Genomic DNA, 19,070 nt, shown 5'->3' with positions numbered 1-19,070 from the left:
AAGATCGGGGACTTGCCAATTGTTTTTATGCCCGGTCTACACGCTCGATGCTCAAACCAAGCGCGCTTGCCACACCGGCACCATAACCAGGATCGGCCTTGAGACAGTTCGATATGTGACGGATCTGAATCTCCTTCCTTGCAGCGCCAATCGCGCGGGCAGTGTTTGCGAACAACACTTTTTGCTGCTCCGGCGTCATCAGGCGGAACAAATCACCGGCTTGCGAGAAATAGTCATCATCCTCGCGGTGGTTCCAATGATCCGCAGCACCTTCGATGGACAAAGGTGGTTCAGAGAAATCCGGTTGCTCGGACCATTCGCCATGCATATTGGGTTCATAGCCAATCCGAGATCCGGCATTGCCGTCGACCCTCATCGCTCCATCACGATGGTAGGAATGATACGGGCAACGCGGCGCATTCACCGGGATCTGGGAATGGTTGACACCCAACCGATACCGCTGAGTGTCGCCATAGGAAAACAGACGTCCCTGCAACATTTTGTCCGGCGAAAAGCTGATACCAGGTACAATTGTAGAAGGCGCAAAGGCCGCCTGTTCCACTTCGGCAAAGTAGTTCTCGGGGTTGCGGTTCAATTCCAGCTCGCCAACCTCAATCAGCGGATAGTCCCCATGCGGCCATACCTTGGTCAGATCAAATGGGTTGAGGTGGTATGTACCCGCATCCTTTTCTGGCATGACTTGGACGTAGAGCACCCATTTGGGAAAATCACCGTCTTCGATAGCATCATAAAGATCACGCTGATGGCTTTCACGGTCACCAGAGATGATTTGCGCGGCTTCTTCGTCGGTAAGGTTTTTGATCCCCTGCTGGGTTTTGAAATGGAATTTGACCCAGAACCGTTCGCTGTCCGAATTGATAAAGCTAAATGTGTGGCTGCCAAAGCCGTGCATGTGCCGGTAGGTTGCGGGAATGCCGCGATCAGACATAACAATCGTCACCTGAAGCAAAGCTTCGGGAAGGCTGGTCCAGAAGTCCCAGTTGTTATCCGCACTGCGCATGTTGGTCCGCGGATCGCGTTTGACCGCGTGGTTAAGATCGGGAAACTTCAATGGGTCGCGAAGGAAAAACACTGGAGTGTTATTGCCCACCAGATCCCAGTTACCTTCCTCGGTGTAAAACTTGACTGCAAAGCCGCGAATGTCCCGTTCCGCGTCCGCTGCGCCGCGTTCCCCTGCAACGGTCGAGAAGCGCAGGAAAAGATCCGTCTTCTTACCAATATCAGAGAACAATTTGGCGCGTGTATAGCGGGTGATGTCGTGGGTCACAGTGAATATACCGTAAGCGCCGGACCCTTTGGCATGCATCCGGCGTTCGGGGATCACTTCGCGATCAAAATGAGCCATCTTCTCGAGAAACCAAACATCCTGAAGCAGCGCAGGACCACGCGGCCCCGCCGTCAGAGTGTTTTGGTTGTCGGGCACTGGCGCGCCAAATGCGGTGGTCAGTTTCGGTTTGCTGGTCATGTCAATCTCCTGAGTTGGTATTGGCAGGACAAAACCGAAAACCGCCAAATTACTCCAACTTATATAAATTATCCGATCGATAATCAGAGGTGATGCATGGCAAGAAGAACCTCGGTTGCCGGTCTTTCACTCAGAGATCTTGAGTATATTCAAAGCATTGCCGAAGAAGGTCATTTTGGCCGAGCAGCTGATATCTGTGGGGTTTCACAACCTGCAATCAGCCAACAGGTATTGAAGCTAGAGGCCCGACTTGGATTCTCGATTTTCGAACGTCAGGGACGGCATGTCTCTTTGACCCAAAATGGCCGGATAGTTCTACAAAAAGCAGAAACCCTTCTGACAGAGGCTCGAGAACTGTTGGAATTGTCGCTGAGCCTGAGTGACAATCTGGAAGGTAAACTAAAATTTGGAGTGCTTCCAACGCTTGGGCCATACCTGCTCCCGCTCATCTTAAAGTCTCTCAAATCGGCTTATCCCAAGTTAAGACTGTCACTATTCGAAGAACCCACGCATGTTCTAGAAGAGATGCTTACCAATCGGGCGCTGGACGCTGCGCTGATCGCAACTAACCCGAAACAGCCTGCACTAAGTGCGCTTGAGCTGTTTCATGAACCATTTGTTTTTGCCTGCCCCAAGGATCTGGATCTCAAACCCAATGAAAAGGTTCGTTGGTCCAAGGTTTTATCCTCACAGCTCGTTCTACTTTCTCAAGAACACTGTCTACGGGATCAGACCGTTGCGTTTTGCGACCGGATTGACCGACCAGGACAAAGAGTGGCCAGCAGTCTTGAGATGCTCCGGCAAATGGTCGCGCTGGGAGAGGGTTGCGCGCTTTTTCCGGCATTGTCTGTGAGTGGCCCCGATCGTTTCGGCGGCCTAGCAACAACACATCCCATTGCGGATGGGGTGTTTGGCCGTTCTATCAGGCTGGCATGGCGCGACAGTGACCCACGCACGGGATCGCTTGAACATTTCGGGACTTTCATTCAGACCCTTATGGCTGCCCCGGAAATGGCGCGGTATTTGAACGGAAAAGCTTAGAGCCTGACCAACCACGGAGAAGGCAATTTAGCGTTTCTTTGAGGGCAAGCGTGCAAGTCATCATCAAAGAAACGCCGTTGGTCTTTCACTGCAGGGATTCTAGATAGGCCAGCAGGTCTGAGATTTGCTCCGGTTTCTTTATTCCGGGAAAGGACATCTTCGTGCCCGGGAGGTACTTTTTGGGAGACGCTAGGAACCCGGATAAGTGTTCTTCATCCCAAACAAATCCGGCTTCCCCCATCGCTGTTGAGTATTTGTAACCATCAACAGCGCCAGCTTCTCGGCCCCAAACACCAAACATCGTTGGGCCCACTTTTTTCTTACCTTCGTCAACTGCATGACATGCGGCACATTTTTTGAAAACTTTTTCGCCTGCCGCCGCGTCGCCTTCTGCGGCAACGCTTTGAGCACCCGCCAGCGCTATTGTTACAGCCACAAGATTACCTCGCATGAGATCATCCCTTCCTTTTGATTGCAGATAGTTGAGAATTCAGGTTTGGACCGAAACTGCAGTCGGTCTTGCTTTTCGGAACAGGCTTCTCATTTCCCGAATGCCAGCCCAAAAAAGAAAACCGATCTTCAGAAATTCAGACGCGACGTAGAGCAGATGCAATGAACTGTCCTCGACTGGTTGACCCGCGATGATCAAAAGCGTCCGCGCGTTCAGCAAAGGAAGGAGCCAAAGCCTTTGAAATCCGAACACGCAGAGCGCGACAATTAATGACAACGACGGTTTCTGCCGGAACGACAGAAGAAGAACTGCAATCAGTAGCGTGCAAAACGCCTCGAATACGCCAATCCACAGGAATTGCATCCGCCCAACGTCCAAGGCGACCAGCAATGTCAATGACGGGGCTTGGAACTTGGCCGGAGCCGCTATCAAGTTACCGCCAACTGCGGCGCCCATCCAAACAGAGATAGTCGCAATCAGTGCAATGCGGGCGGCCTCAAAAAGAGGCTCGGCATGGGACAGTCGGTTTTTTGAGACAGAGATTTTGACAGGTTGTGTCACGCTCATGATCGCGCCCTCACTAGACAGGGTGTTTGGTTGACGCGTGTGTTGCGGCGCCCCTGACCGTGGGTTTAGAAGCCGCTCGCCAGTAGCCGTAGCCCATGATCCCGGCACCGGCGAATGCGTTGCCCAAGGTGACATACGTCAAATTGTGGGCGGCTCCGGCCAGGGTGATGCTGTCGGGGTGATCTGAAATCAGCGCCAGTGAAAACACGGTCATGTTCGCAACGCTGTGTTCAAACCCCGCAGCAATAAATGCATAAAGACACCAGAAGATGACGATGCATTTTGTAACGTCGTCTTTTGCGCGCGCCGAACACCACAAGGCAAGACATACCAGCCAATTGCACAGGATCGCTTTGGCGAACAGCTCCAACTCGGTGCCGTGCATCTTCTTGATGGCCACCTTATAAAGCAAAGCCTCTTCGCCTGCCCCTAAGATAAGTCCACCACCGCCTGCGACGAACAGCAACGCCAGCAATATGGCCCCGATCAGATTTCCTGCCCAACTGACCAACCAGCAGCGCAGCACATCCCACCAAGCAGTACTTTTGGCCAGCAATCCGTGCGTCATGTACATGGTGTGACCAGTGAACAGCTCGGCCCCTGCAAAAACCACAAGGGTCAAGGCGATACCGAAGCTGGCCCCCATGACGATGGGACGGATGGATGGATCCGCACCCTGCCCAACAGAAAAGATCAGCAAGATGCCCGCCCCAACAAACGCCCCGGCTTTTAAAGCGAGGATCAGAAAGGCAATTGGATCTGCACGCAGGTTGACGCCTTTCTCTTGCGCCAGTTCTGCGAACCCAATGACTGTGTCAGCATAGGTCATTTCGTATTACACTCCACAGCTTGCGCAGCCGGTCGCGTTCGACCTTTGGCCACTTGGATTTCCAAACAGGATCGGGATAGCCCAGAGACAGGCCAAGCATGCCGCGAGGTAGAGAAAGGCCATGCCCAGATCCTTCTGAGCCGAGACCAGGTAGGAGTTGCAAATCCTGACCGGCGCATGCGTATACAGAAAACCCAGCACACCCAGCATCGACAGCGCATTCGCCTTCAGAAATCCGCGCAGCACTGGGCCCAACCAAGGCCAGGACAATCTCAGCGGTGCCCCCAACAGTAAGGGCAAGCTCAGATATTTAGTAAGTTCCCCTGTCGGCGTTAGCGCCCAATCAACGTTTCTAGGCAGCATCCAGAACAGAAATACGGTCAAGGCCACAAGTAGCAACGGAACAGCCCATTCACGCCGGACCTGCCTGTTCCAAGCCAACAACACCCCGGCCAGAACCAACAATGGCATCTGCACCAGGACATGCTGGATCGGACTTTCAACAACCGCATAGCGAAGTGCAACGGCCTCGGCAGAAGCCAGGAAGGCCAAACCAAGCAACTTCATGAGCTGCGCTCCTCCAAATGGGTCAGAACATCGTCGATCGCATCGGTGTCAAACACCGCCGAAAAGCGGCCGTCGCTTTCAATCACATGGATTGCGGCATTGTGCTGAAACCCGCCCCATTCATCGGGAATGACAGTCACGTCAAAAAGCTTCAACAATGCCGGCAACTCTTCTGGCCTCGGCCGCGCGACGGTCCACATTTTTCCGTCCGCCTCATGGGCTTCCCCGTAAATCGTCATCTGCTCGGGCGTGTCTCGCTTAGGATCAAAACTGACCGAGATCATCCGGACGGGCTCTCCACGCTGTTCCAATTGATCTCGGACCTCGGCAAAGTCTGCGCCTGCAATCTGGCAGATGTCGCCGCACACGGTGTAGATGAACTCGACCAAAACCACCTCCTCCCCTTGCGGCAACAGGGGCATCAACTGACCTGACATGTCTTCCAGTTGCAGGGCTGGAACTGGACGCGGTGCGTGCACCACGTCCAATCTCCGAGCGGCTTCGCTGGTGAAAGCCTGCCCTCCATCTGTGGCATGCCAGAGAGTTCCCAAGCCGATGCTCGCGACCAGAACCGAGGGAAGAGCGCGCGCAATCATCAGCTGTCACTCCGCCCAAAACGCAGCACAAAGCGCAGAACAAAGAGCAATGTTCCCAACACGACCAGCACGCCGAACAAGGTGCCAATGCGGTCGTGGGTCAGCCATTCTTCGTAGTGCACTGCCCAGCGACGCGGGATCGAAGCCGCACCAGAGAAGAGAAACACCGTCACAAACCCAGCGGCGCCTGCGAGGTAGGTCACAAAAGCGACCCGGTCCAACCCGCTCATCTGGGCGATGGTTTTGCCTCGGACCAGCCAGGCCATGAACCCAAAGGCCATCGCCACTTCGCCCAGCAGCAGGTAGGTGTGGAAATGCCCCGGGACCCACATTGTATTGTGCATCACTTTGTTCACACTGATCATCCCGTCGATTGACGCGGGGATTGAGCCGACCGACCAGCCTGCCACGGACAGAACCAGCAGTGAGGACGTCAGATCCCAGGTCATTTTCGAACCTCGCACATAGAGGAACGTAGAGAATGCCGTGACCGCGATGAGGGGAATGCCGCTGAAGTATGAGACCAGTTGCCCGACCACCAGCATCCAGGGTGGCATCACCACATCCTGAAGCAGATGGTGCCAGTAAACAGCCATCACGAAGATCAGAACTGCATTCCAGGCAATCGCAAACAGACGGTTCGATTTCCACGGTTTGCCGGTGTATTCCGGCAGGATTTCATACACCGCAGTGACGGCCATGTAGATTGAGGCATTGATGAAAACGTGGCCAAAGAAATAGATCAGGTTCTTGGCCAACAGCGCGTTTACTTCAAAACCCGGCACCAGCAGGTGGACAAGGCTCGCCACCAACACCGCGGCACCTAGGATTATCCCGATCGAATTGAAAATAGTCACGGCCGCCGCCGCGATGATTGTTGGCGGCGGAGGATTTTTGTCCTCTCGCCCTAGGATCAGGTTCCAGCCCAGGGCGCGCAAAAGGCTGCCATAACGGGCATGAATCTGACGACCGAGCTCCAGATAATACAGCAGAAAGCCAACGCCGATCGAAACATATCCAAGCATGAACGCAGCAGCCGCGCCCGCTTCCCACGCTCCGCCTGACATCGCGGGCAAGGGAAACAGGAATGTCCATGCGCCGCCATATCCGCCGATGAAGATCGAGCCGAAGATCAGGACGACGCCCAGCAGAAACAAAGCAAGGAAAGCCCAAAAGATTCCAGCTGTCAGAACGATATGACGCCCGCAAAAATACCACATGATTGCGGCGCCAGACAGTGCAGCTGTACCAACCATTCCGGCGCCATGGGCCGTCAGCAACTGATAAAACAAAGCCGGATCCACTTCGATCCATTGGCCCTGCGCAGCACGCATGATCAGACCAAAGACCATCATCAAGGCAAAGACCGCGCCTGAGAGGATCATGGTAAGCTTGACTGCCTCAGCCTGGGGTTCAGTGACGACTGATTTTTCCGCGACAAGTTCAGATACAGCGCTCATTTATTCCTCCACCGCGACGACTTCGAATTCGTTGACCATGTCCTGATGCGCCACCCCGCAGAACTCCATGCACAGGACTTGGTAAGTGCCGGGTTCATCGAACGTGTAAGAAACTTCGGTTGTGTAACCGGGGATCACTTGGACCTGCGTCAGAAGGCGGAGGTCTGAAGTGTAAATGCCCAATCCGTGGGTAACATCTTCGGTCGTGGCGCTAAAATTGATGGGCGTTCCCACAGGGATCTCAACTGTGTCGATATCCCACCACCACTGCCCGCTGGTGATGGAAACGGTGATGGCATCATCTGTACTGGCCAAAGCGTGCGGCCATGGTCGCAATGAACCGACTGCCACGATTACTCCAACAATCGTCATTGCCCAGATCAAGCCCGCACGCTTCGAGTTGGCATTGGGTCCTGCTTCCGCCCCGTTCGAGGCGCGCGCGGCCTTCCAGAAGACAAGTGACAGCGCTGCCATCAGGATCAGCGAGATCAAAAGTACAACAGGCTGCATGAGCCACCTCCTTTATTAAGCATTTTAAATACCTATTATAAAGATCAGAAAAAGATGTCAACAAAATAGGCATTTTCAAAGCCTATTTTTTATGAGAGATATAACTATGCAAATTACCAAGTTTTCCGACTATGCCTTGCGCATCCTGATCCATCTTGCCACCCACGAAGAGGGGTTGATGTCGACCCGCGAGATTGCGGCGATGCAAAACTTGCCCTTCAATCACCTGGCCAAGATCTCCCAGTGGCTCACACACGAGGGCTACGTAGAATCCGTTCGTGGACGCAACGGAGGAATGCGAATGGCCTTGCCTCCCAATGCGATCTCGATTGGCGGCCTGCTGCGAAAATCCGAACGCGGCACCCCTTTGGTTGAGTGTATGAAAGAAGACGGCGGCTGTTGTGTGATGACGCCTGCCTGTGGGTTGCTACCAATCCTGACTGAAGCTCAGGAGGCGTTTTTTACTGCCTTGGACAGCAAGACATTGCAGGATGTTTTGGAAGGAAATCGCGGAATGAAAAACCTGATCCGAGCGCTAGAAGTTAGTCATGCGCTGGCTTCAGATCATTAATACGCAAATTGAAATCGTATAAAACCACGATTTTCATTTAGCTGCACCAGGCACGGCACCCTCAATCGCCTGCCCTTCCCAGGCCTCGAATGCCATCGACAGGTGCCATGCCTTGAACCCGATGTAGCCGGCCAACAGGACCATTATCATCAGGTACATTGCCCTTCGGAATCGTGGATTCTCTTCAGCTTGGTACATCTTCTGCATTCCAGAGTAAGTACAGTGTCAGCATTCGGATCTGAGCGTCACTCAAACGTCCGTCCCACGCCGGCATCACCCCCCGTCGGCCAAAATGGATGCTGTGATAGATGGCGTCCCGGTCGCCCCCATAGATCCAACTTTCATCGCCCAAATCTGGCGCGCCGATCTCGTAGCCCCCGCGGCCGTCATCTCCGTGGCAGGCCGCGCAGTTTTCTTCAAAAACCAATTTACCGGCTTCGGCCGCCGTCGCATCATGCTGCTGTCCAGAGAGGAACAAGACAAATTCCGTGACTTCCTCAACCTGTTGATTTTCGATCATGCCATCCGCACCAAAGGCAAGCATCTGTGCGATCCGTGTATCGTCATGCTGCGCATTGATTCCATATCGAATGGTCGCCTCTATCTCTTCCGGCGTGCCTGACCATAGCCAATGACGGTCCACCAGGTTGGGAAAGCCAGCCTGCCCTTTCAGATCATTCCGGTGACAAGCCGCACAGTTGTCGGCGTAAAGCTTGGAAATCGACCCGCCATATCGCGCCTCAAGCGTCGGATCGGCGGCCAGTTTCTCGATATCCCCGGACGCGAAAGGCGCAAATGTCATTTCTCGACTCGCATCCGCCTGTTGAAGTGCCGTCGCAACTTCTGCACGCGAGGAATAGCCAAGCATCCCCTTCGCGTAGTAACGCACACTCGGGAAAGATGGGTAAAACACCCAATACAGCGCTGCTATGATGATACTGATCCAAAGCGCCCATCGGGCAGCCCAGGGAACAGGTGTATCCAACTCTTTGATACCGTCCCATTCGTGGCCAGTCAGATCGGTGCCGGAAACGGGATCCTTTTCCTTCATCGACATGGCTGATCCTCCCGGCTGTCGAGTGGGGATTGGGCGGCATCGTCGTAAACCTTCCGGCGCGAGGGCCAATAGGTCCAAACAGCTGCAGCTAAAAAGACGGCCAGCAGGTAGATTGCGCCCCAAGTCTTGGAGAATACGAGAACCGTATCATGTGTCATCGCTGAACCTCCTCAAGGTTTAACGAATCCAGATCGGCCAATGTGCCAAGAACCTGAAGATAGGCTACAAGGGCATCCATTTCCGTCAGCCTGCCCGGTTGCCCGTCATAATCCCGAACCTGAACGTTTTCACCGTAACTTGCCTGCAACTCTCCTTCAAAGTACTGCTCAGCATCCGCCTGCCATGCGGCGTCCTTTTCGGCGTTTTCGATCTGGGTGTCCGTATAGGGCACACCAGCCCGGCTGAGGGCTTTCAGCGAGGCAGGTAAATGTCCAGTCGCAAGACGCGTCTCGGACAAATACGCATATCCCGGCATGATTGACCCCTCGACGAGGTCTCGCGGCGCCTCCAAATGCGCCACATGCCATGCGTCAGAGTATTTGCCACCAATGCGCGCCAAGTCCGGCCCTGTACGTTTCGAGCCCCATTGAAACGGATGGTCATACATGCTTTCGGCAGCCAGACTGTAATGTCCATAGCGTTCGATATCCGACCGCAGGGTGCGGATCATCTGGCTGTGGCAGGCATAGCAGCCCTCGCGTACATAGATATCGCGCCCGGCAAGTTCCAGCGGCGTGTAGGGCCGCATGCCTTCGACCTTTTCCACTGTGTTTTCGATCGTGAACAACGGCGCGATTTCGACAATGCCACCGATCGATGCAACCATCAGGATTGCCATTGCAAACCCAAGTGAATGGCGTTCGAGTTTTTGGTGCTGAGTGCTCATTGGGACTTACTCCGCTGGCAGCTGGACCAATGGTCCGGCTTCCCGGGTTTGGGCCTTCTTCGGCCCACTTACAGTCATGTAAATATTGTATGCACCGATGCAGGCTCCGATCAGATACAACAGCCCCCCAATCGCGCGGGCGACATAGTAAGGATGCATCGCGATCACACTGTCGAGGAAGGAATAGAGGAAAGCGCCGTCCGCATCATAGGTCTGCCACATCAGCGATTGCGTGATGCCGCTGTTCCACATCGCGCCGACGTAAATCAGCGTTCCGCTCAGGGCGAGCCAGAAGTGCCAGGCCTCCAGCCGCAAGGAATATACGCCGTCCCGCTTCCATATCCAGGGCACCAGTTTGTACAAGGCACCAAAGGTGATGAAAGCGACCCAACCCAACGCGCCGGCATGAACGTGCCCAACCGTCCAGTCGGTATAGTGGCTTAGCGAGTTTACCGGGCGGATCGCCATGAACGAACCTTCAAATGTCGACAGCCCATAGAACAGAATTGCGACCATCATGAACCGGACCGCCGGGTCCGTCCGAACTTTATCCCAAGCCCCGTTGATCGTAAGAATGCCGTTGAACACAGAGGCCCAGCTGGGAACCAGCAAAATGATCGACATGGTCATACCAAGGTACTGAACCCAATCAGGCAGGGCTGTATAATGCAGGTGATGCGATCCGGCCCAAAGGTAGAGAAAAGTGATCCCCCAGAACCCCACAATCGACATGCGGTATGAATAGATCGGTCGGTTCACCGCTTTGGGCAGAAAGTAATAGAGCATCCCTAAGAACCCTGCCGTAAGCAGGAAACCAACCGCGTTATGCCCGTACCACCACTGAGTCATGGCATCCTGTGTCCCGGAAAAAAGCGAGTAGCTTTTGGGGTAAGCGATGGAGACGGGCACCGAGAGGTTGTTCACCGTGTGCAGCATCGCGATGACGACAATGAAAGCCAGATAGTACCAGTTGGCCACATAGATATGCGGCTCTGCCCGACGCGAAAGGGTCTTTAGGTAAAGCGCGAGGTACCCTACCCATACAACCAGCAACAAAAGATCCGCGTACCATTCCGGTTCCGCATATTCCTTGGATTGGGTAATCCCCAAGGGGTAGCCGGTCGCCGCAAGGACCATGAAAAGGTTATAGCCCCAAAAGACCATCCAAGGCAGCGATTCACTGGCCAGTCTTGCCCGCGAGGTGCGCTGCACCACGTAGAACGAAGTTGCGATAAGGGCATTGCCGCCAAATCCGAAGATTACCGCAGACGTATGTACCGGACGCAACCGGCCAAAGTTCGACCAGAAAATATCCCCGTTCAATGCCGGAAAGGCCAGTTGCCAAGCTAGAATGTCTCCGACGGTAAAACCAACCAAGGCCCAAAATAGCGCAGCTATGACACCGAAACGCGTGACCTTGTCATTATACTCAAGCGGGATGTCCCGGATTTCTTCACTCATTCGGGTGATCATCCAGATCAACCCCCAACCGGCGAAGATGGCGATCATCCAGCCATGCAGCACATAGGCGAGAGGTACACCCCAACCAAGAATGGCCACTCCGCCGATCAGAACAATGACAAGAGCACACAGGACCAAAACGTTTTCGACAGTATTGTTATTCAGCATCTGGCCGCTCCTGCCGGTGGAAACGCACTTCCAATGCGACCTCTCCCATGGGGTTCACAGAGTGAATTTCCTGGGGCGCAAAGACCGCCGTTTCATCCGCAGCTAACACCAGGTCTTCTTTGTTGTCCCGACGCAGCAACAGCTGGCCAGATTGCACCGCCAATTGGCCCCAGACACCGGCTTTCGTGCTGTGATTCTTGCGCAATTTTTCTGGCAGAGTTTCGTGAGTGAATTGCGAAGTCGCATAGTGCACCACGCCTTCTGGAAGGGCTTCTGTCATTGTGCGTCTCCATGGAAAAGCTCTGCATAGGCATGCCAGGTTGAGTATCCCAGCAAAGGGAAAACTACGGCCAGCCCTAGCAGGCCCGTTAAAATCCCCAACAAAGTCAGCGCGGTAATCGCACTGCCCCAATACAGGCAAAGACGAAAATTGTGAGTGGTGGCATTAAAACTCAGCCCCATGGCTGAGAAGCCATCAATCTTGCGGTCTACAAGCATCGGAAGCGAAAAGGCTGAGACAGCGAACCCCAACGATGCAAACAATCCGCCGATCAAAGATCCAGAGATTAATAAAGCCCAGCCCGACGGTGTGCTGATCATCCGCAGCAGAGTGTCAGCGAAGCCAGAGAACGGGCGCAGACCATATACAATGGCGAACATGACTGTCGCGGCACGTATCCAAGTCAGGGCAAACACCATGAGGATCGCGCCGACCAGAGCAATCTGCCCTTTCGCGACAGCTGGTCCAGTGTCACCGCTGGCGATCGAATACAAACCAACGGTGGCAATGGGTCCAACAAGCACGCCACCAGCCAAAAGTGGCAGCAGAACCCAACCTTGACCGCTAAACACAAGACCCGCGACACATGCCCATCCCAACAGAACAAGCGCAATGCCGTAACATATCGAATACTCAAGGTTCGCTCTGAAATCGCGCCATCCCGCTCGCAACCAACGTTTCACGACTTGGATTGGCGGCTCGGTAATGACCTGCGCTTTTGAATATACCGATATGGTCATGACAACACCGGCGGGGCACCCACCTCGCGACGAAAGTTCTCGATCCCAAAGGTCAAACCTTTACCGATCCGGTTGGTCAAATGAGTAAAAGCTTGAGCGGTATCTGGCTGCAGAACCTGATGTGCCGTTTCGCCAAACAGATCGAGCCACAAGGGAAAATGCTCGGGAAGGATGTCTGAATTCGCCAGATGAGCCTGCATTGGATTTCCGGAATACCCGGGCTCCCTGAGGATCGCGCCGCGCCAGAACGAAGCGATCTTTTCTTCGTGCGCTTTCCAATCCTGAATGGCCTCATTGAACACGGGCCCCAATACAGGATGCACCCTTATCTGCGCGTAAAACCGGCAAACCAATATCTCAATTTCCTCAGCGGAAATTTCAAACATCTGTGGTTTGGCAACCATCGCAGCTGTCATCAGAATCTACTCCATTTCGGGCTCCCGTTTTCTGCCCCCTTTAATAGGTATTGTCAATACCTATTAAAGGGAGACACTGGTACCCACAGATATTCAACCCGCCTCTCAGACGGATCGTCTTGCCGCAGATTCCGCGTAAGCTCCACTTCGCAGGGAAAAAACATCATCCAGGGGTGCCCTAACTCCTTCAGGCATCCGGGTTGGGTCGAACACCTTTTTGGTGCTTTCAGAACGATCATCAGGTAGCTCAACCTGAATTGTCCCAAGATCAACCATGGTATGTGTCCCACTCCAAGGCACAGTCGGATCAGACACATTGTCAGCGGCGTTCGCGATCACCAACTTCAACGACCAACGGGCGGGACCATCGCAGAGCTTTTCCAGGAACCTGTCATGAAGGAAATCATCCGAGAGGGTTTCCATCTCTTCCTTGCTCAATGCCAAACGCCCACCCTCCGGCTCCAGCAGAATTCGGGCAGAGATTTCCCTTCCACTCCAATCAAACCGATAAGCATGACCAGAGTGGTATTGTTCAGACGAATAACAACGGCAGGGTGCAACAGACCTAAGATATTGTTGGTGTGGCACCGTGTTGGGGTTTGCCTCATTAAAGGCTTCTACCAACTTCGGATCCGGGGCACCGGTGTCCGGATCAGGAATACGAGCGGCAAGAAAAGCCCGGAATTGTGCAGCAGAGTTGGCAAAGAAAACCGGGTTCGAAATTAACGTCAGAACCCAAGAGTCTGATCCATTTCCGATCTCCAGCCCAATCCCGCGCACCGTAGGGCTTTTGTCACTGATGCCCGGTTTTCCACCCCCAACGGAGAAGCGCGCCGTAGCCTTGCATTCATTGTTCAACATCGGGATTTGAACTCTCGGCTCCTCCGCAGCAGGACAGAAACGCCCCTGTGCTGTAAACCCCTTTGCGTGTGACGCGCGATAGCCATTGTGACGGCCAAACGTTCCATTCAATGCGTCGATCAGCTTTACTGCCTGTGACATGACGCCCTCCTTGATCAGTTATCGAGCAGGCCGGGAAACCCTCTTTGAGATGGCTTTATTGCCCATGCATTTTGCTCATTGAGAATTCGTATTTCCGGCAGCGCAAAGCATCACAGGAAATCGATTGATCCGCTGATTCAGTGGATTCGAAGTTATTATTTTTCAGACAGCCGTTTTCCCACACCATGTGCGTAGATCAACGATCGTGCTTTCAACATGGGATCATTGGATGGCGCAAAGCCGTCGCTCAAGATCAGCGGGTCAAAGTTGATCTCGTCACACTGCCCGTCAGTCTCAGTCATCGCAGCATCCGCTGTGAAACGCGCAGCAACGATTTCTGTGTGATCGCCGGTCCACTGAACAGAGGGATCTTCGACATTGTCATCAGCGTTAGCCAGAACGATAACCATGTCCCAGGACACGCCCCCGTTGGCGATATTGGCCTGCATGTTTTCAATGAAGAAGTCGGGGTGAGTGTCAACAACGATATCCTCCTGCCCCGATGGGCGGAAATAGAATCGCATCGCAGTTTCTTGACCCCCGTCATTTACAAGGAGGAAAGAATTCACGCTGTAGTAGGTTGTACCCTCATGGGGTCGAAGCGATTTATCCAACGCGCCATGATACTCACTGTAGGTCTTCAATGAAGGATTGGCGGCTGCAAACGCCTTGGTTGCTTCCGCTCCAGCGGCCTTGGCACGCAGTAGTTCGATGAACGCTTCGCTCGTCGGCACCGGAAAGAAGTGTTCGGTGTTCATGGCAATCACGTGCAGGTCATCATCCGGCGTCGTGATCTCCATCGATAGCCCAAGTAGCCCGTATTTGTCGTCTGCTGGATTCGCCTTACCACCCTTGTGGGACACCCGAGCAATAACCGAAGATTCACTAGTGAACAAAGTGCTCTTGGAGTACGTTTCAATCGTCTCGTCTAAGGGTGTAAGCGTGCCCTCAACGCAAAATCCTTTGGTGTGATTGCGGCGTTTACCTTCAGTCACACCAAACAAGTCTTCGAAGGCAGCGAAACCCTTTTCAAAGTCAAAGTCACCTTCTGCGACGGCAGGTGCCGCCACCACAGAAATGCCAATAGCTATAATGCTGCGTCTGATCATTACATCCTCCATTTGCATTTATTTGCTAGCTAATATTTAGCTCCTTAATTATTTGCAAGTAAAAACTTCAGATGCTAAAAGGTGCCCGAGATCAAAAATGAAAGTCGCCATCGTGCCCAAGACGAAAAAGCCTGAGACCGACGAAGATGTTCGGCTAGACAATCAGTTGTGTTTTGCGGTCTACGCGGCCTCGCACAAGATAGAGCAGCTTTACCAGATACTTCTGAAGGCCCAGGGACTAACTTACACCCAGTATTTGGTCTTGATGGCATTGTCCGAAGAGGATGGTGTCTCCATTTCCACTTTGGCAAAACGGCTTGACGTATCCGGAGCGACAATGACGCCGTTGTTGCGGCGCCTTGAGGAAAAAGATCTGTTACGGCGTGAGACGCGGGACGGGAACGAGCGCCAGAAGATTGTCACTCTAACTGAAACAGGACGCAGCATCTGGATAAAAAGCTGCGGGATATCATCTGAAGTCTTTTCCCAAATTGGCCTTACTCAACATGAGGCAGACGACATCATCCGAATTTGCAAGAAGATCGCCAGCAAGTAATCCGTTATCGAAGTGCGAAAGACATCACAGGTTTTCTCTAATATTCTCCAGGTATTTATCCAGGACTTCCAAGCAAGCATTCGCTCTTTGCCATGTTCGCCACAAGACTGATCGCTAGATCTTTAAGCTCACAGAACGATTGCGGACCTGCGATGAGCCCTTACCAGACCTTGATCACACCTCGGTCTTTCGCTCATGCAGCAGGTCGCGAACGCGTACAAAGTTGCCGTTCATTTGTCTTGACGATGTCAACCGCAGCATAGCGTGTTAGTTGTCAGCAATGAACCAACTAACCTCAGCCAAGCGGAACGCCATACCCTATGCCCTTGCGGTCGTTGGTGTGCTTTTTGCATCCATCTGTTTTGGCCTTGTACCCTATTTTAGCCGTGGGCTCACCGATCAGGGTCTCGCTCCCTATGCGGTTGCCTTTTATCGGTACATCTTGGCAGCGGTTGTCCTTTTGCCCGCACTTGTAATGCATCACTCAAAGTGGCGAGAAATCGTCTGGGGTATGGTTGCGGGCGCAGTGATGGGTCTTGGCTGGGTCGGCTATGTTACTGCTCTTGAGACTGTTCCTGCATCGACGGTTGGCGTACTCTACATGACCTATCCGGTGTTTACGATTGCCATCGCATGGGCGCTTTTTGGTGATCAACCAACGCGGCGCAGCTTTGTTGCGGCTGGATTGATCGTCGCTGCTGCGATATTCGCAGGTTCTCCGGCATCTGTGCCACCGGACCAAATTCCAATCCTTCTCGTCTCATTAGCGGCACCTTTCGGTTTTGGCTTCGGCATATGTGTTCTCGTGCACCGCCTGTCACGTATTGCGCCTTTAGCCAGAATGGCGTCAGTCTCGCTTGGGTCGGTCATTGGCCTTGCCCCTCTCATTCTTTCATCCGAGGTCGGCGAAATTCTACCAGAAGGTGGGGACGACTGGGTTCTAGTTGTCGGGTTGGGCCTTGTGACGGCGCTAATTCCGCAACTGATTTACACGATCTGTTCGCCTATTATTGGGGCAGCGCGCACTGCTGTAGTCGGAAGTATTGAACTACCCACGATGTTTGCTGTTGGCGTTCTTGCATTCGGTGAAGTAATCACGGGTACACAGGCGCTGGCCTGCGCGCTGGTTTTGGGCGCGATAGCTCTCACTCAAAGTCGCTCAACTCGAACTGTGACGACCGTGATCAGCAAGGAGCCTGAGAGGTAGCTTTGGTCTCGTTGCCGACTTTCTCTATGGAGAGTTTGGACAAGCAGATAGAGCCCTTAGCCGCCGTTCCCGACCATTTGATAGCCGTAGCCGCACTCGGCCGGTCTGGTCGGGAAGTTGCCGGTTCCAAGGAATTGTCAGTGCAATCTGCCACGCACCAGGTAGGCTTCAATTGTGTCACCACCGAGGGCGCGAATGGCCTCTAATCGGTGCAGACCTTCGATCAACACGAACCTCTTGCTGTCGGCGCGCAATTGGATCGGGGTCTTCTGACCGTTCTTCAATATATCTTCGGCAAGCGTCAGAACTTTATTCTGATCAAGTGTTTTTGCACGTTTTACAGGTACGTAGATCAATTCCAGCGGGTATGGTCTTTTCTCTAGCATAAACTACTTGTGCAACCTTTCGAGCTTTTGGTCAGATTCGGAATCCCGTTCGACAGCGGGCGCTGGTACGTACATCAAAGTTCCGAACGAACAGCGCCGCGCAGTTCCTCATGCATGATCCAAGTTGCTGGTTCATCGTCATTTTCAATATGAGAAAACGCCAGTATCTGAGCAGCGCCATCATTCTCTTCCGATCCGGTTTCGGGAAGATCGAGATCAAGGTATTCAGCGATTAACAGCCCCACTTTTTTGAAGGACTTAAGGGATGCCCCGCGCGATTTGTGGCCTGCTGCCTGAGAGAGCTGGCCAACAGTCAGACCTTCCTTTCCTGCGATTGACAGCGCTCTGAGCATCGTAACCTGCGCCGGTGTAAACCGGACTTGGCGCAATGCTTCTGTGTATTCTCTTTCGCTGGGAACATGAGTCCCGGAGTTTCCTTCCAGACGGCGTTGACCGCTGCGTTTCCGGTCACGTTCTTCAAGAATTTCCTTTAACGCCTCGATAGCCATTGCCGGTGTTTCGCCAACTGCGTCAGCAATCATGGTTTGTGTTTTAGCCGGTGGCTTGGGGAACGCCCGTGCAACGCTGTTGCCGCTTAGAAGGCCGGCTTTTATCAGGTATTTTCCGAACTCTTCTTCAATAACTCCGGATACGTCTGCATTTCGCGACTCTCGAACACTGCGGTCCTGAAATTCTCGCTGCTCCATACCAAGAACTGACGTCCTTGCGCTCTGAAGACTGACTTGAGGGGTTCGATTGCGCATCAGAAAAACACTACAAAGACAACCGCCGCTACAAAAACTACTGACGCGATAAAAAATTTGGTGCCGTAAGTTAAGCGGCGAACCCTTTCAGCATTGAGCCTTTTGCCCAGATTTTCGTCAATCGAGTCTAGAGTCACAGTTTGATCCTTCCTACTCTGTCAGGGCGACGGTGAATTTCAACGGCCCATTGTCACGGCAAGTTTTCAGCACATGTATCATTCTGACGTTTAAAGGGTTGATTGCATTCCCACCCATCACCTCTTCGATTCAAATGAGCATTTGATGGGACGATGATTGCAATGCACGTGTTTCGACTTGCGCGGAAACCACGCTCGCATTTCCACCCAGAATAGGTGTCAGACGCAAGGTATGCGTGATCCGGAATGGCTACAGGCTCGCAACGACTCTCTACTGATCTAAATCCTCTGAGGCACACCCAGCCATCCTTGCTGTTTTTGTCGGTTAGGTGGCCGTTTCGGGGGACATCTATTGTAACACAATCCAGGCCATCTTTGCGAAATCCCCAGTTGCAATGTGTTTCCTGCACGCCAAATCGGGTTTCAACGAATCCGTTTTCCGGCGCAATCACTTCTTCACATTCCTCTCCGACACGCCGGAACAACCGATTGCATTTCCAGCGGTCTCCCGTAGAAACGAGGTAGGCATTATCAGGAACTTCTATTTCCTCACAAATGCCCCCGACGCCCCGGAAACCATGGTTGCACTCCCAGCCTTGGCCATAGGAGTTGCCTGTCGAATATGCGTTTTCAGGTACGTTTTCTTTTAGGCACGATCCGCCCCTGTTTTCGTAACCTTCGTCACAAACCGATCCGCCAGAATTTCCTGCCAATTGAGAGGTTGCAGGCGCGACCTGAGCTGAAAGCTGCGTTCCCGAAATCAACACGAAAAATGTCAAGATCAAACACGAAACATCGCGCGTACGTTTGATTGAAGTCAGGT

At 53.2% G+C, this 19,070-nt stretch carries 24 protein-coding genes; 4 read left to right on the top strand and 20 right to left on the bottom strand.

The features are described from left to right. Window positions 1–25: 25 nt before the first annotated feature. Window positions 26–1,486, bottom strand: a complete 1,461-nt coding sequence (locus tag ACR0AJ_RS11270; RefSeq protein ID WP_480648805.1) for a catalase — start codon at window positions 1,484–1,486, stop codon at window positions 26–28. A gap of 96 nt (window positions 1,487–1,582) precedes the next feature. Here ACR0AJ_RS11270 and ACR0AJ_RS11265 point away from each other — a divergent pair, with 96 nt between their 5' ends. Beyond that, window positions 1,583–2,527, top strand: coding sequence for a hydrogen peroxide-inducible genes activator (locus ACR0AJ_RS11265; protein ID WP_480740855.1), 945 nt, complete (start codon window positions 1,583–1,585; stop codon window positions 2,525–2,527). An 85-nt stretch (window positions 2,528–2,612) separates the two neighbouring features. Here ACR0AJ_RS11265 and ACR0AJ_RS11260 read toward each other — a convergent pair whose 3' ends face one another. From ACR0AJ_RS11260 to ACR0AJ_RS11230, 7 genes are read right to left on the bottom strand one after another with little or no spacing between them, the layout of a single operon-like run. Next, on the bottom strand, window positions 2,613–2,978 hold the full coding sequence (locus ACR0AJ_RS11260; protein ID WP_480664152.1) for a c-type cytochrome: 366 nt from the start codon (window positions 2,976–2,978) through the stop codon (window positions 2,613–2,615). Between the two features lie 39 nt (window positions 2,979–3,017). Further along, complete coding sequence (locus ACR0AJ_RS11255) at window positions 3,018–3,545, bottom strand: hypothetical protein (RefSeq protein ID WP_480740853.1); 528 nt, start codon at window positions 3,543–3,545, stop codon at window positions 3,018–3,020. Between the two features lie 13 nt (window positions 3,546–3,558). Further along, window positions 3,559–4,374: a formate/nitrite transporter family protein gene (locus ACR0AJ_RS11250; RefSeq protein ID WP_425082637.1), complete on the bottom strand. Its 816-nt coding sequence runs from the start codon at window positions 4,372–4,374 to the stop codon at window positions 3,559–3,561. 6 nt (window positions 4,375–4,380) lie between these two features. Next, a complete protein-coding gene (locus ACR0AJ_RS11245) occupies window positions 4,381–4,941 on the bottom strand; it encodes a hypothetical protein (protein ID WP_170351567.1) in 561 nt (186 codons plus the stop codon). After that, window positions 4,938–5,537 carry an SCO family protein gene (locus ACR0AJ_RS11240; RefSeq protein ID WP_170351568.1) on the bottom strand — a complete coding sequence of 200 codons (600 nt, stop codon included), beginning with the start codon at window positions 5,535–5,537 and terminating at the stop codon, window positions 4,938–4,940. Before ACR0AJ_RS11240 ends, ACR0AJ_RS11245 begins: the two co-directional genes overlap by 4 nt. Further along, window positions 5,537–6,997: a cbb3-type cytochrome c oxidase subunit I gene (locus ACR0AJ_RS11235; protein ID WP_170553489.1), complete on the bottom strand. Its 1,461-nt coding sequence runs from the start codon at window positions 6,995–6,997 to the stop codon at window positions 5,537–5,539. Before ACR0AJ_RS11235 ends, ACR0AJ_RS11240 begins: the two co-directional genes overlap by 1 nt. Next, window positions 6,998–7,507: a cupredoxin domain-containing protein gene (locus ACR0AJ_RS11230; RefSeq protein ID WP_170378527.1), complete on the bottom strand. Its 510-nt coding sequence runs from the start codon at window positions 7,505–7,507 to the stop codon at window positions 6,998–7,000. It abuts the gene before it with no gap. 106 nt (window positions 7,508–7,613) lie between these two features. Between ACR0AJ_RS11230 and ACR0AJ_RS11225 the strand changes: the two genes are divergently transcribed. Continuing rightward, window positions 7,614–8,078 (top strand): RrF2 family transcriptional regulator, encoded by a 465-nt coding sequence (locus tag ACR0AJ_RS11225; protein WP_170347428.1) that lies wholly within the window; start codon window positions 7,614–7,616, stop codon window positions 8,076–8,078. 33 nt (window positions 8,079–8,111) lie between these two features. On the opposite strand, the gene ACR0AJ_RS11220 is transcribed toward ACR0AJ_RS11225, so the two are convergent. The 10 genes from ACR0AJ_RS11220 to ACR0AJ_RS11175 form a co-directional block, all read right to left on the bottom strand. Then, on the bottom strand, window positions 8,112–8,237 hold the full coding sequence (locus ACR0AJ_RS11220) for a hypothetical protein (RefSeq protein WP_264187355.1): 126 nt from the start codon (window positions 8,235–8,237) through the stop codon (window positions 8,112–8,114). A 25-nt stretch (window positions 8,238–8,262) separates the two neighbouring features. Beyond that, window positions 8,263–9,135, bottom strand: coding sequence for a cytochrome-c oxidase, cbb3-type subunit III (gene ccoP / locus ACR0AJ_RS11215; protein WP_480664142.1), 873 nt, complete (start codon window positions 9,133–9,135; stop codon window positions 8,263–8,265). Beyond that, complete coding sequence (locus tag ACR0AJ_RS11210) at window positions 9,126–9,293, bottom strand: cbb3-type cytochrome c oxidase subunit 3 (RefSeq protein WP_170351576.1); 168 nt, start codon at window positions 9,291–9,293, stop codon at window positions 9,126–9,128. The genes ccoP and ACR0AJ_RS11210 overlap by 10 nt, the downstream gene beginning before the upstream one ends. Then, window positions 9,290–10,021 carry a cytochrome-c oxidase, cbb3-type subunit II gene (gene ccoO, locus ACR0AJ_RS11205; RefSeq protein ID WP_480664140.1) on the bottom strand — a complete coding sequence of 244 codons (732 nt, stop codon included), beginning with the start codon at window positions 10,019–10,021 and terminating at the stop codon, window positions 9,290–9,292. The genes ACR0AJ_RS11210 and ccoO overlap by 4 nt, the downstream gene beginning before the upstream one ends. Window positions 10,022–10,027: 6 nt before the next feature. Next, on the bottom strand, window positions 10,028–11,650 hold the full coding sequence (ccoN, locus tag ACR0AJ_RS11200; protein ID WP_170378519.1) for a cytochrome-c oxidase, cbb3-type subunit I: 1,623 nt from the start codon (window positions 11,648–11,650) through the stop codon (window positions 10,028–10,030). Then, window positions 11,640–11,930 (bottom strand): TehB-like domain-containing protein, encoded by a 291-nt coding sequence (locus tag ACR0AJ_RS11195; RefSeq protein WP_170362189.1) that lies wholly within the window; start codon window positions 11,928–11,930, stop codon window positions 11,640–11,642. Before ACR0AJ_RS11195 ends, ccoN begins: the two co-directional genes overlap by 11 nt. After that, window positions 11,927–12,670 carry a DUF2189 domain-containing protein gene (locus ACR0AJ_RS11190; protein WP_480648824.1) on the bottom strand — a complete coding sequence of 248 codons (744 nt, stop codon included), beginning with the start codon at window positions 12,668–12,670 and terminating at the stop codon, window positions 11,927–11,929. The genes ACR0AJ_RS11195 and ACR0AJ_RS11190 overlap by 4 nt, the downstream gene beginning before the upstream one ends. Continuing rightward, window positions 12,667–13,086 (bottom strand): group III truncated hemoglobin, encoded by a 420-nt coding sequence (locus tag ACR0AJ_RS11185; protein ID WP_170362191.1) that lies wholly within the window; start codon window positions 13,084–13,086, stop codon window positions 12,667–12,669. Before ACR0AJ_RS11185 ends, ACR0AJ_RS11190 begins: the two co-directional genes overlap by 4 nt. Before the next feature lie 105 nt (window positions 13,087–13,191). Beyond that, window positions 13,192–14,088, bottom strand: a complete 897-nt coding sequence (locus tag ACR0AJ_RS11180) for a catalase (RefSeq protein ID WP_480740851.1) — start codon at window positions 14,086–14,088, stop codon at window positions 13,192–13,194. A gap of 155 nt (window positions 14,089–14,243) precedes the next feature. Next, window positions 14,244–15,197, bottom strand: a complete 954-nt coding sequence (locus ACR0AJ_RS11175; RefSeq protein ID WP_480740849.1) for a catalase — start codon at window positions 15,195–15,197, stop codon at window positions 14,244–14,246. 97 nt (window positions 15,198–15,294) lie between these two features. Here ACR0AJ_RS11175 and ACR0AJ_RS11170 point away from each other — a divergent pair, with 97 nt between their 5' ends. Together ACR0AJ_RS11170 and ACR0AJ_RS11165 are read left to right on the top strand one after the other, a co-directional pair. Next, window positions 15,295–15,753 (top strand): MarR family winged helix-turn-helix transcriptional regulator, encoded by a 459-nt coding sequence (locus tag ACR0AJ_RS11170; RefSeq protein WP_170351589.1) that lies wholly within the window; start codon window positions 15,295–15,297, stop codon window positions 15,751–15,753. Window positions 15,754–16,033: 280 nt separating this feature from the next. After that, complete coding sequence (locus ACR0AJ_RS11165; RefSeq protein WP_170394367.1) at window positions 16,034–16,960, top strand: DMT family transporter; 927 nt, start codon at window positions 16,034–16,036, stop codon at window positions 16,958–16,960. A 137-nt stretch (window positions 16,961–17,097) separates the two neighbouring features. Here ACR0AJ_RS11165 and ACR0AJ_RS11160 read toward each other — a convergent pair whose 3' ends face one another. Next, window positions 17,098–17,346, bottom strand: coding sequence for a ParB N-terminal domain-containing protein (locus tag ACR0AJ_RS11160; protein WP_170351593.1), 249 nt, complete (start codon window positions 17,344–17,346; stop codon window positions 17,098–17,100). Window positions 17,347–17,420: 74 nt separating this feature from the next. Further along, window positions 17,421–18,053 (bottom strand): hypothetical protein, encoded by a 633-nt coding sequence (locus ACR0AJ_RS11155; protein ID WP_170351595.1) that lies wholly within the window; start codon window positions 18,051–18,053, stop codon window positions 17,421–17,423. Between the last annotated feature and the right edge of the window lie 1,017 nt (window positions 18,054–19,070).

It is taken from the genome of Ruegeria sp. CJ9, from assembly GCF_056536625.1.
The sequence above is the reverse complement of the archived record's forward strand: the minus strand, read 5'-3'. Positions and strand labels throughout refer to the sequence as shown.

Coding starts and splice junctions, on each gene's coding strand:
- ccoP (WP_480664142.1), bottom strand. CDS start 9,135: ATGTCGATGAAGGAAAAGGATCCCGTTTCCGGCACCGATCTGACTGGC.
- ACR0AJ_RS11170 (WP_170351589.1), top strand. CDS start 15,295: ATGAAAGTCGCCATCGTGCCCAAGACGAAAAAGCCTGAGACCGACGAA.
- ACR0AJ_RS11245 (WP_170351567.1), bottom strand. CDS start 4,941: ATGAAGTTGCTTGGTTTGGCCTTCCTGGCTTCTGCCGAGGCCGTTGCA.
- ACR0AJ_RS11240 (WP_170351568.1), bottom strand. CDS start 5,537: ATGATTGCGCGCGCTCTTCCCTCGGTTCTGGTCGCGAGCATCGGCTTG.
- ACR0AJ_RS11235 (WP_170553489.1), bottom strand. CDS start 6,997: ATGAGCGCTGTATCTGAACTTGTCGCGGAAAAATCAGTCGTCACTGAA.
- ACR0AJ_RS11210 (WP_170351576.1), bottom strand. CDS start 9,293: ATGACACATGATACGGTTCTCGTATTCTCCAAGACTTGGGGCGCAATC.
- ACR0AJ_RS11155 (WP_170351595.1), bottom strand. CDS start 18,053: ATGGAGCAGCGAGAATTTCAGGACCGCAGTGTTCGAGAGTCGCGAAAT.
- ACR0AJ_RS11225 (WP_170347428.1), top strand. CDS start 7,614: ATGCAAATTACCAAGTTTTCCGACTATGCCTTGCGCATCCTGATCCAT.
- ACR0AJ_RS11220 (WP_264187355.1), bottom strand. CDS start 8,237: ATGTACCTGATGATAATGGTCCTGTTGGCCGGCTACATCGGGTTCAAG.
- ACR0AJ_RS11250 (WP_425082637.1), bottom strand. CDS start 4,374: ATGACCTATGCTGACACAGTCATTGGGTTCGCAGAACTGGCGCAAGAG.
- ccoN (WP_170378519.1), bottom strand. CDS start 11,650: ATGCTGAATAACAATACTGTCGAAAACGTTTTGGTCCTGTGTGCTCTT.
- ACR0AJ_RS11185 (WP_170362191.1), bottom strand. CDS start 13,086: ATGACAGCTGCGATGGTTGCCAAACCACAGATGTTTGAAATTTCCGCT.
- ACR0AJ_RS11270 (WP_480648805.1), bottom strand. CDS start 1,486: ATGACCAGCAAACCGAAACTGACCACCGCATTTGGCGCGCCAGTGCCC.
- ACR0AJ_RS11230 (WP_170378527.1), bottom strand. CDS start 7,507: ATGCAGCCTGTTGTACTTTTGATCTCGCTGATCCTGATGGCAGCGCTG.
- ACR0AJ_RS11195 (WP_170362189.1), bottom strand. CDS start 11,930: ATGACAGAAGCCCTTCCAGAAGGCGTGGTGCACTATGCGACTTCGCAA.
- ACR0AJ_RS11160 (WP_170351593.1), bottom strand. CDS start 17,346: ATGCTAGAGAAAAGACCATACCCGCTGGAATTGATCTACGTACCTGTA.
- ACR0AJ_RS11255 (WP_480740853.1), bottom strand. CDS start 3,545: ATGAGCGTGACACAACCTGTCAAAATCTCTGTCTCAAAAAACCGACTG.
- ACR0AJ_RS11180 (WP_480740851.1), bottom strand. CDS start 14,088: ATGTCACAGGCAGTAAAGCTGATCGACGCATTGAATGGAACGTTTGGC.
- ccoO (WP_480664140.1), bottom strand. CDS start 10,021: ATGAGCACTCAGCACCAAAAACTCGAACGCCATTCACTTGGGTTTGCA.
- ACR0AJ_RS11190 (WP_480648824.1), bottom strand. CDS start 12,670: ATGACCATATCGGTATATTCAAAAGCGCAGGTCATTACCGAGCCGCCA.
- ACR0AJ_RS11165 (WP_170394367.1), top strand. CDS start 16,034: ATGAACCAACTAACCTCAGCCAAGCGGAACGCCATACCCTATGCCCTT.
- ACR0AJ_RS11175 (WP_480740849.1), bottom strand. CDS start 15,197: ATGATCAGACGCAGCATTATAGCTATTGGCATTTCTGTGGTGGCGGCA.
- ACR0AJ_RS11265 (WP_480740855.1), top strand. CDS start 1,583: ATGGCAAGAAGAACCTCGGTTGCCGGTCTTTCACTCAGAGATCTTGAG.
- ACR0AJ_RS11260 (WP_480664152.1), bottom strand. CDS start 2,978: ATGCGAGGTAATCTTGTGGCTGTAACAATAGCGCTGGCGGGTGCTCAA.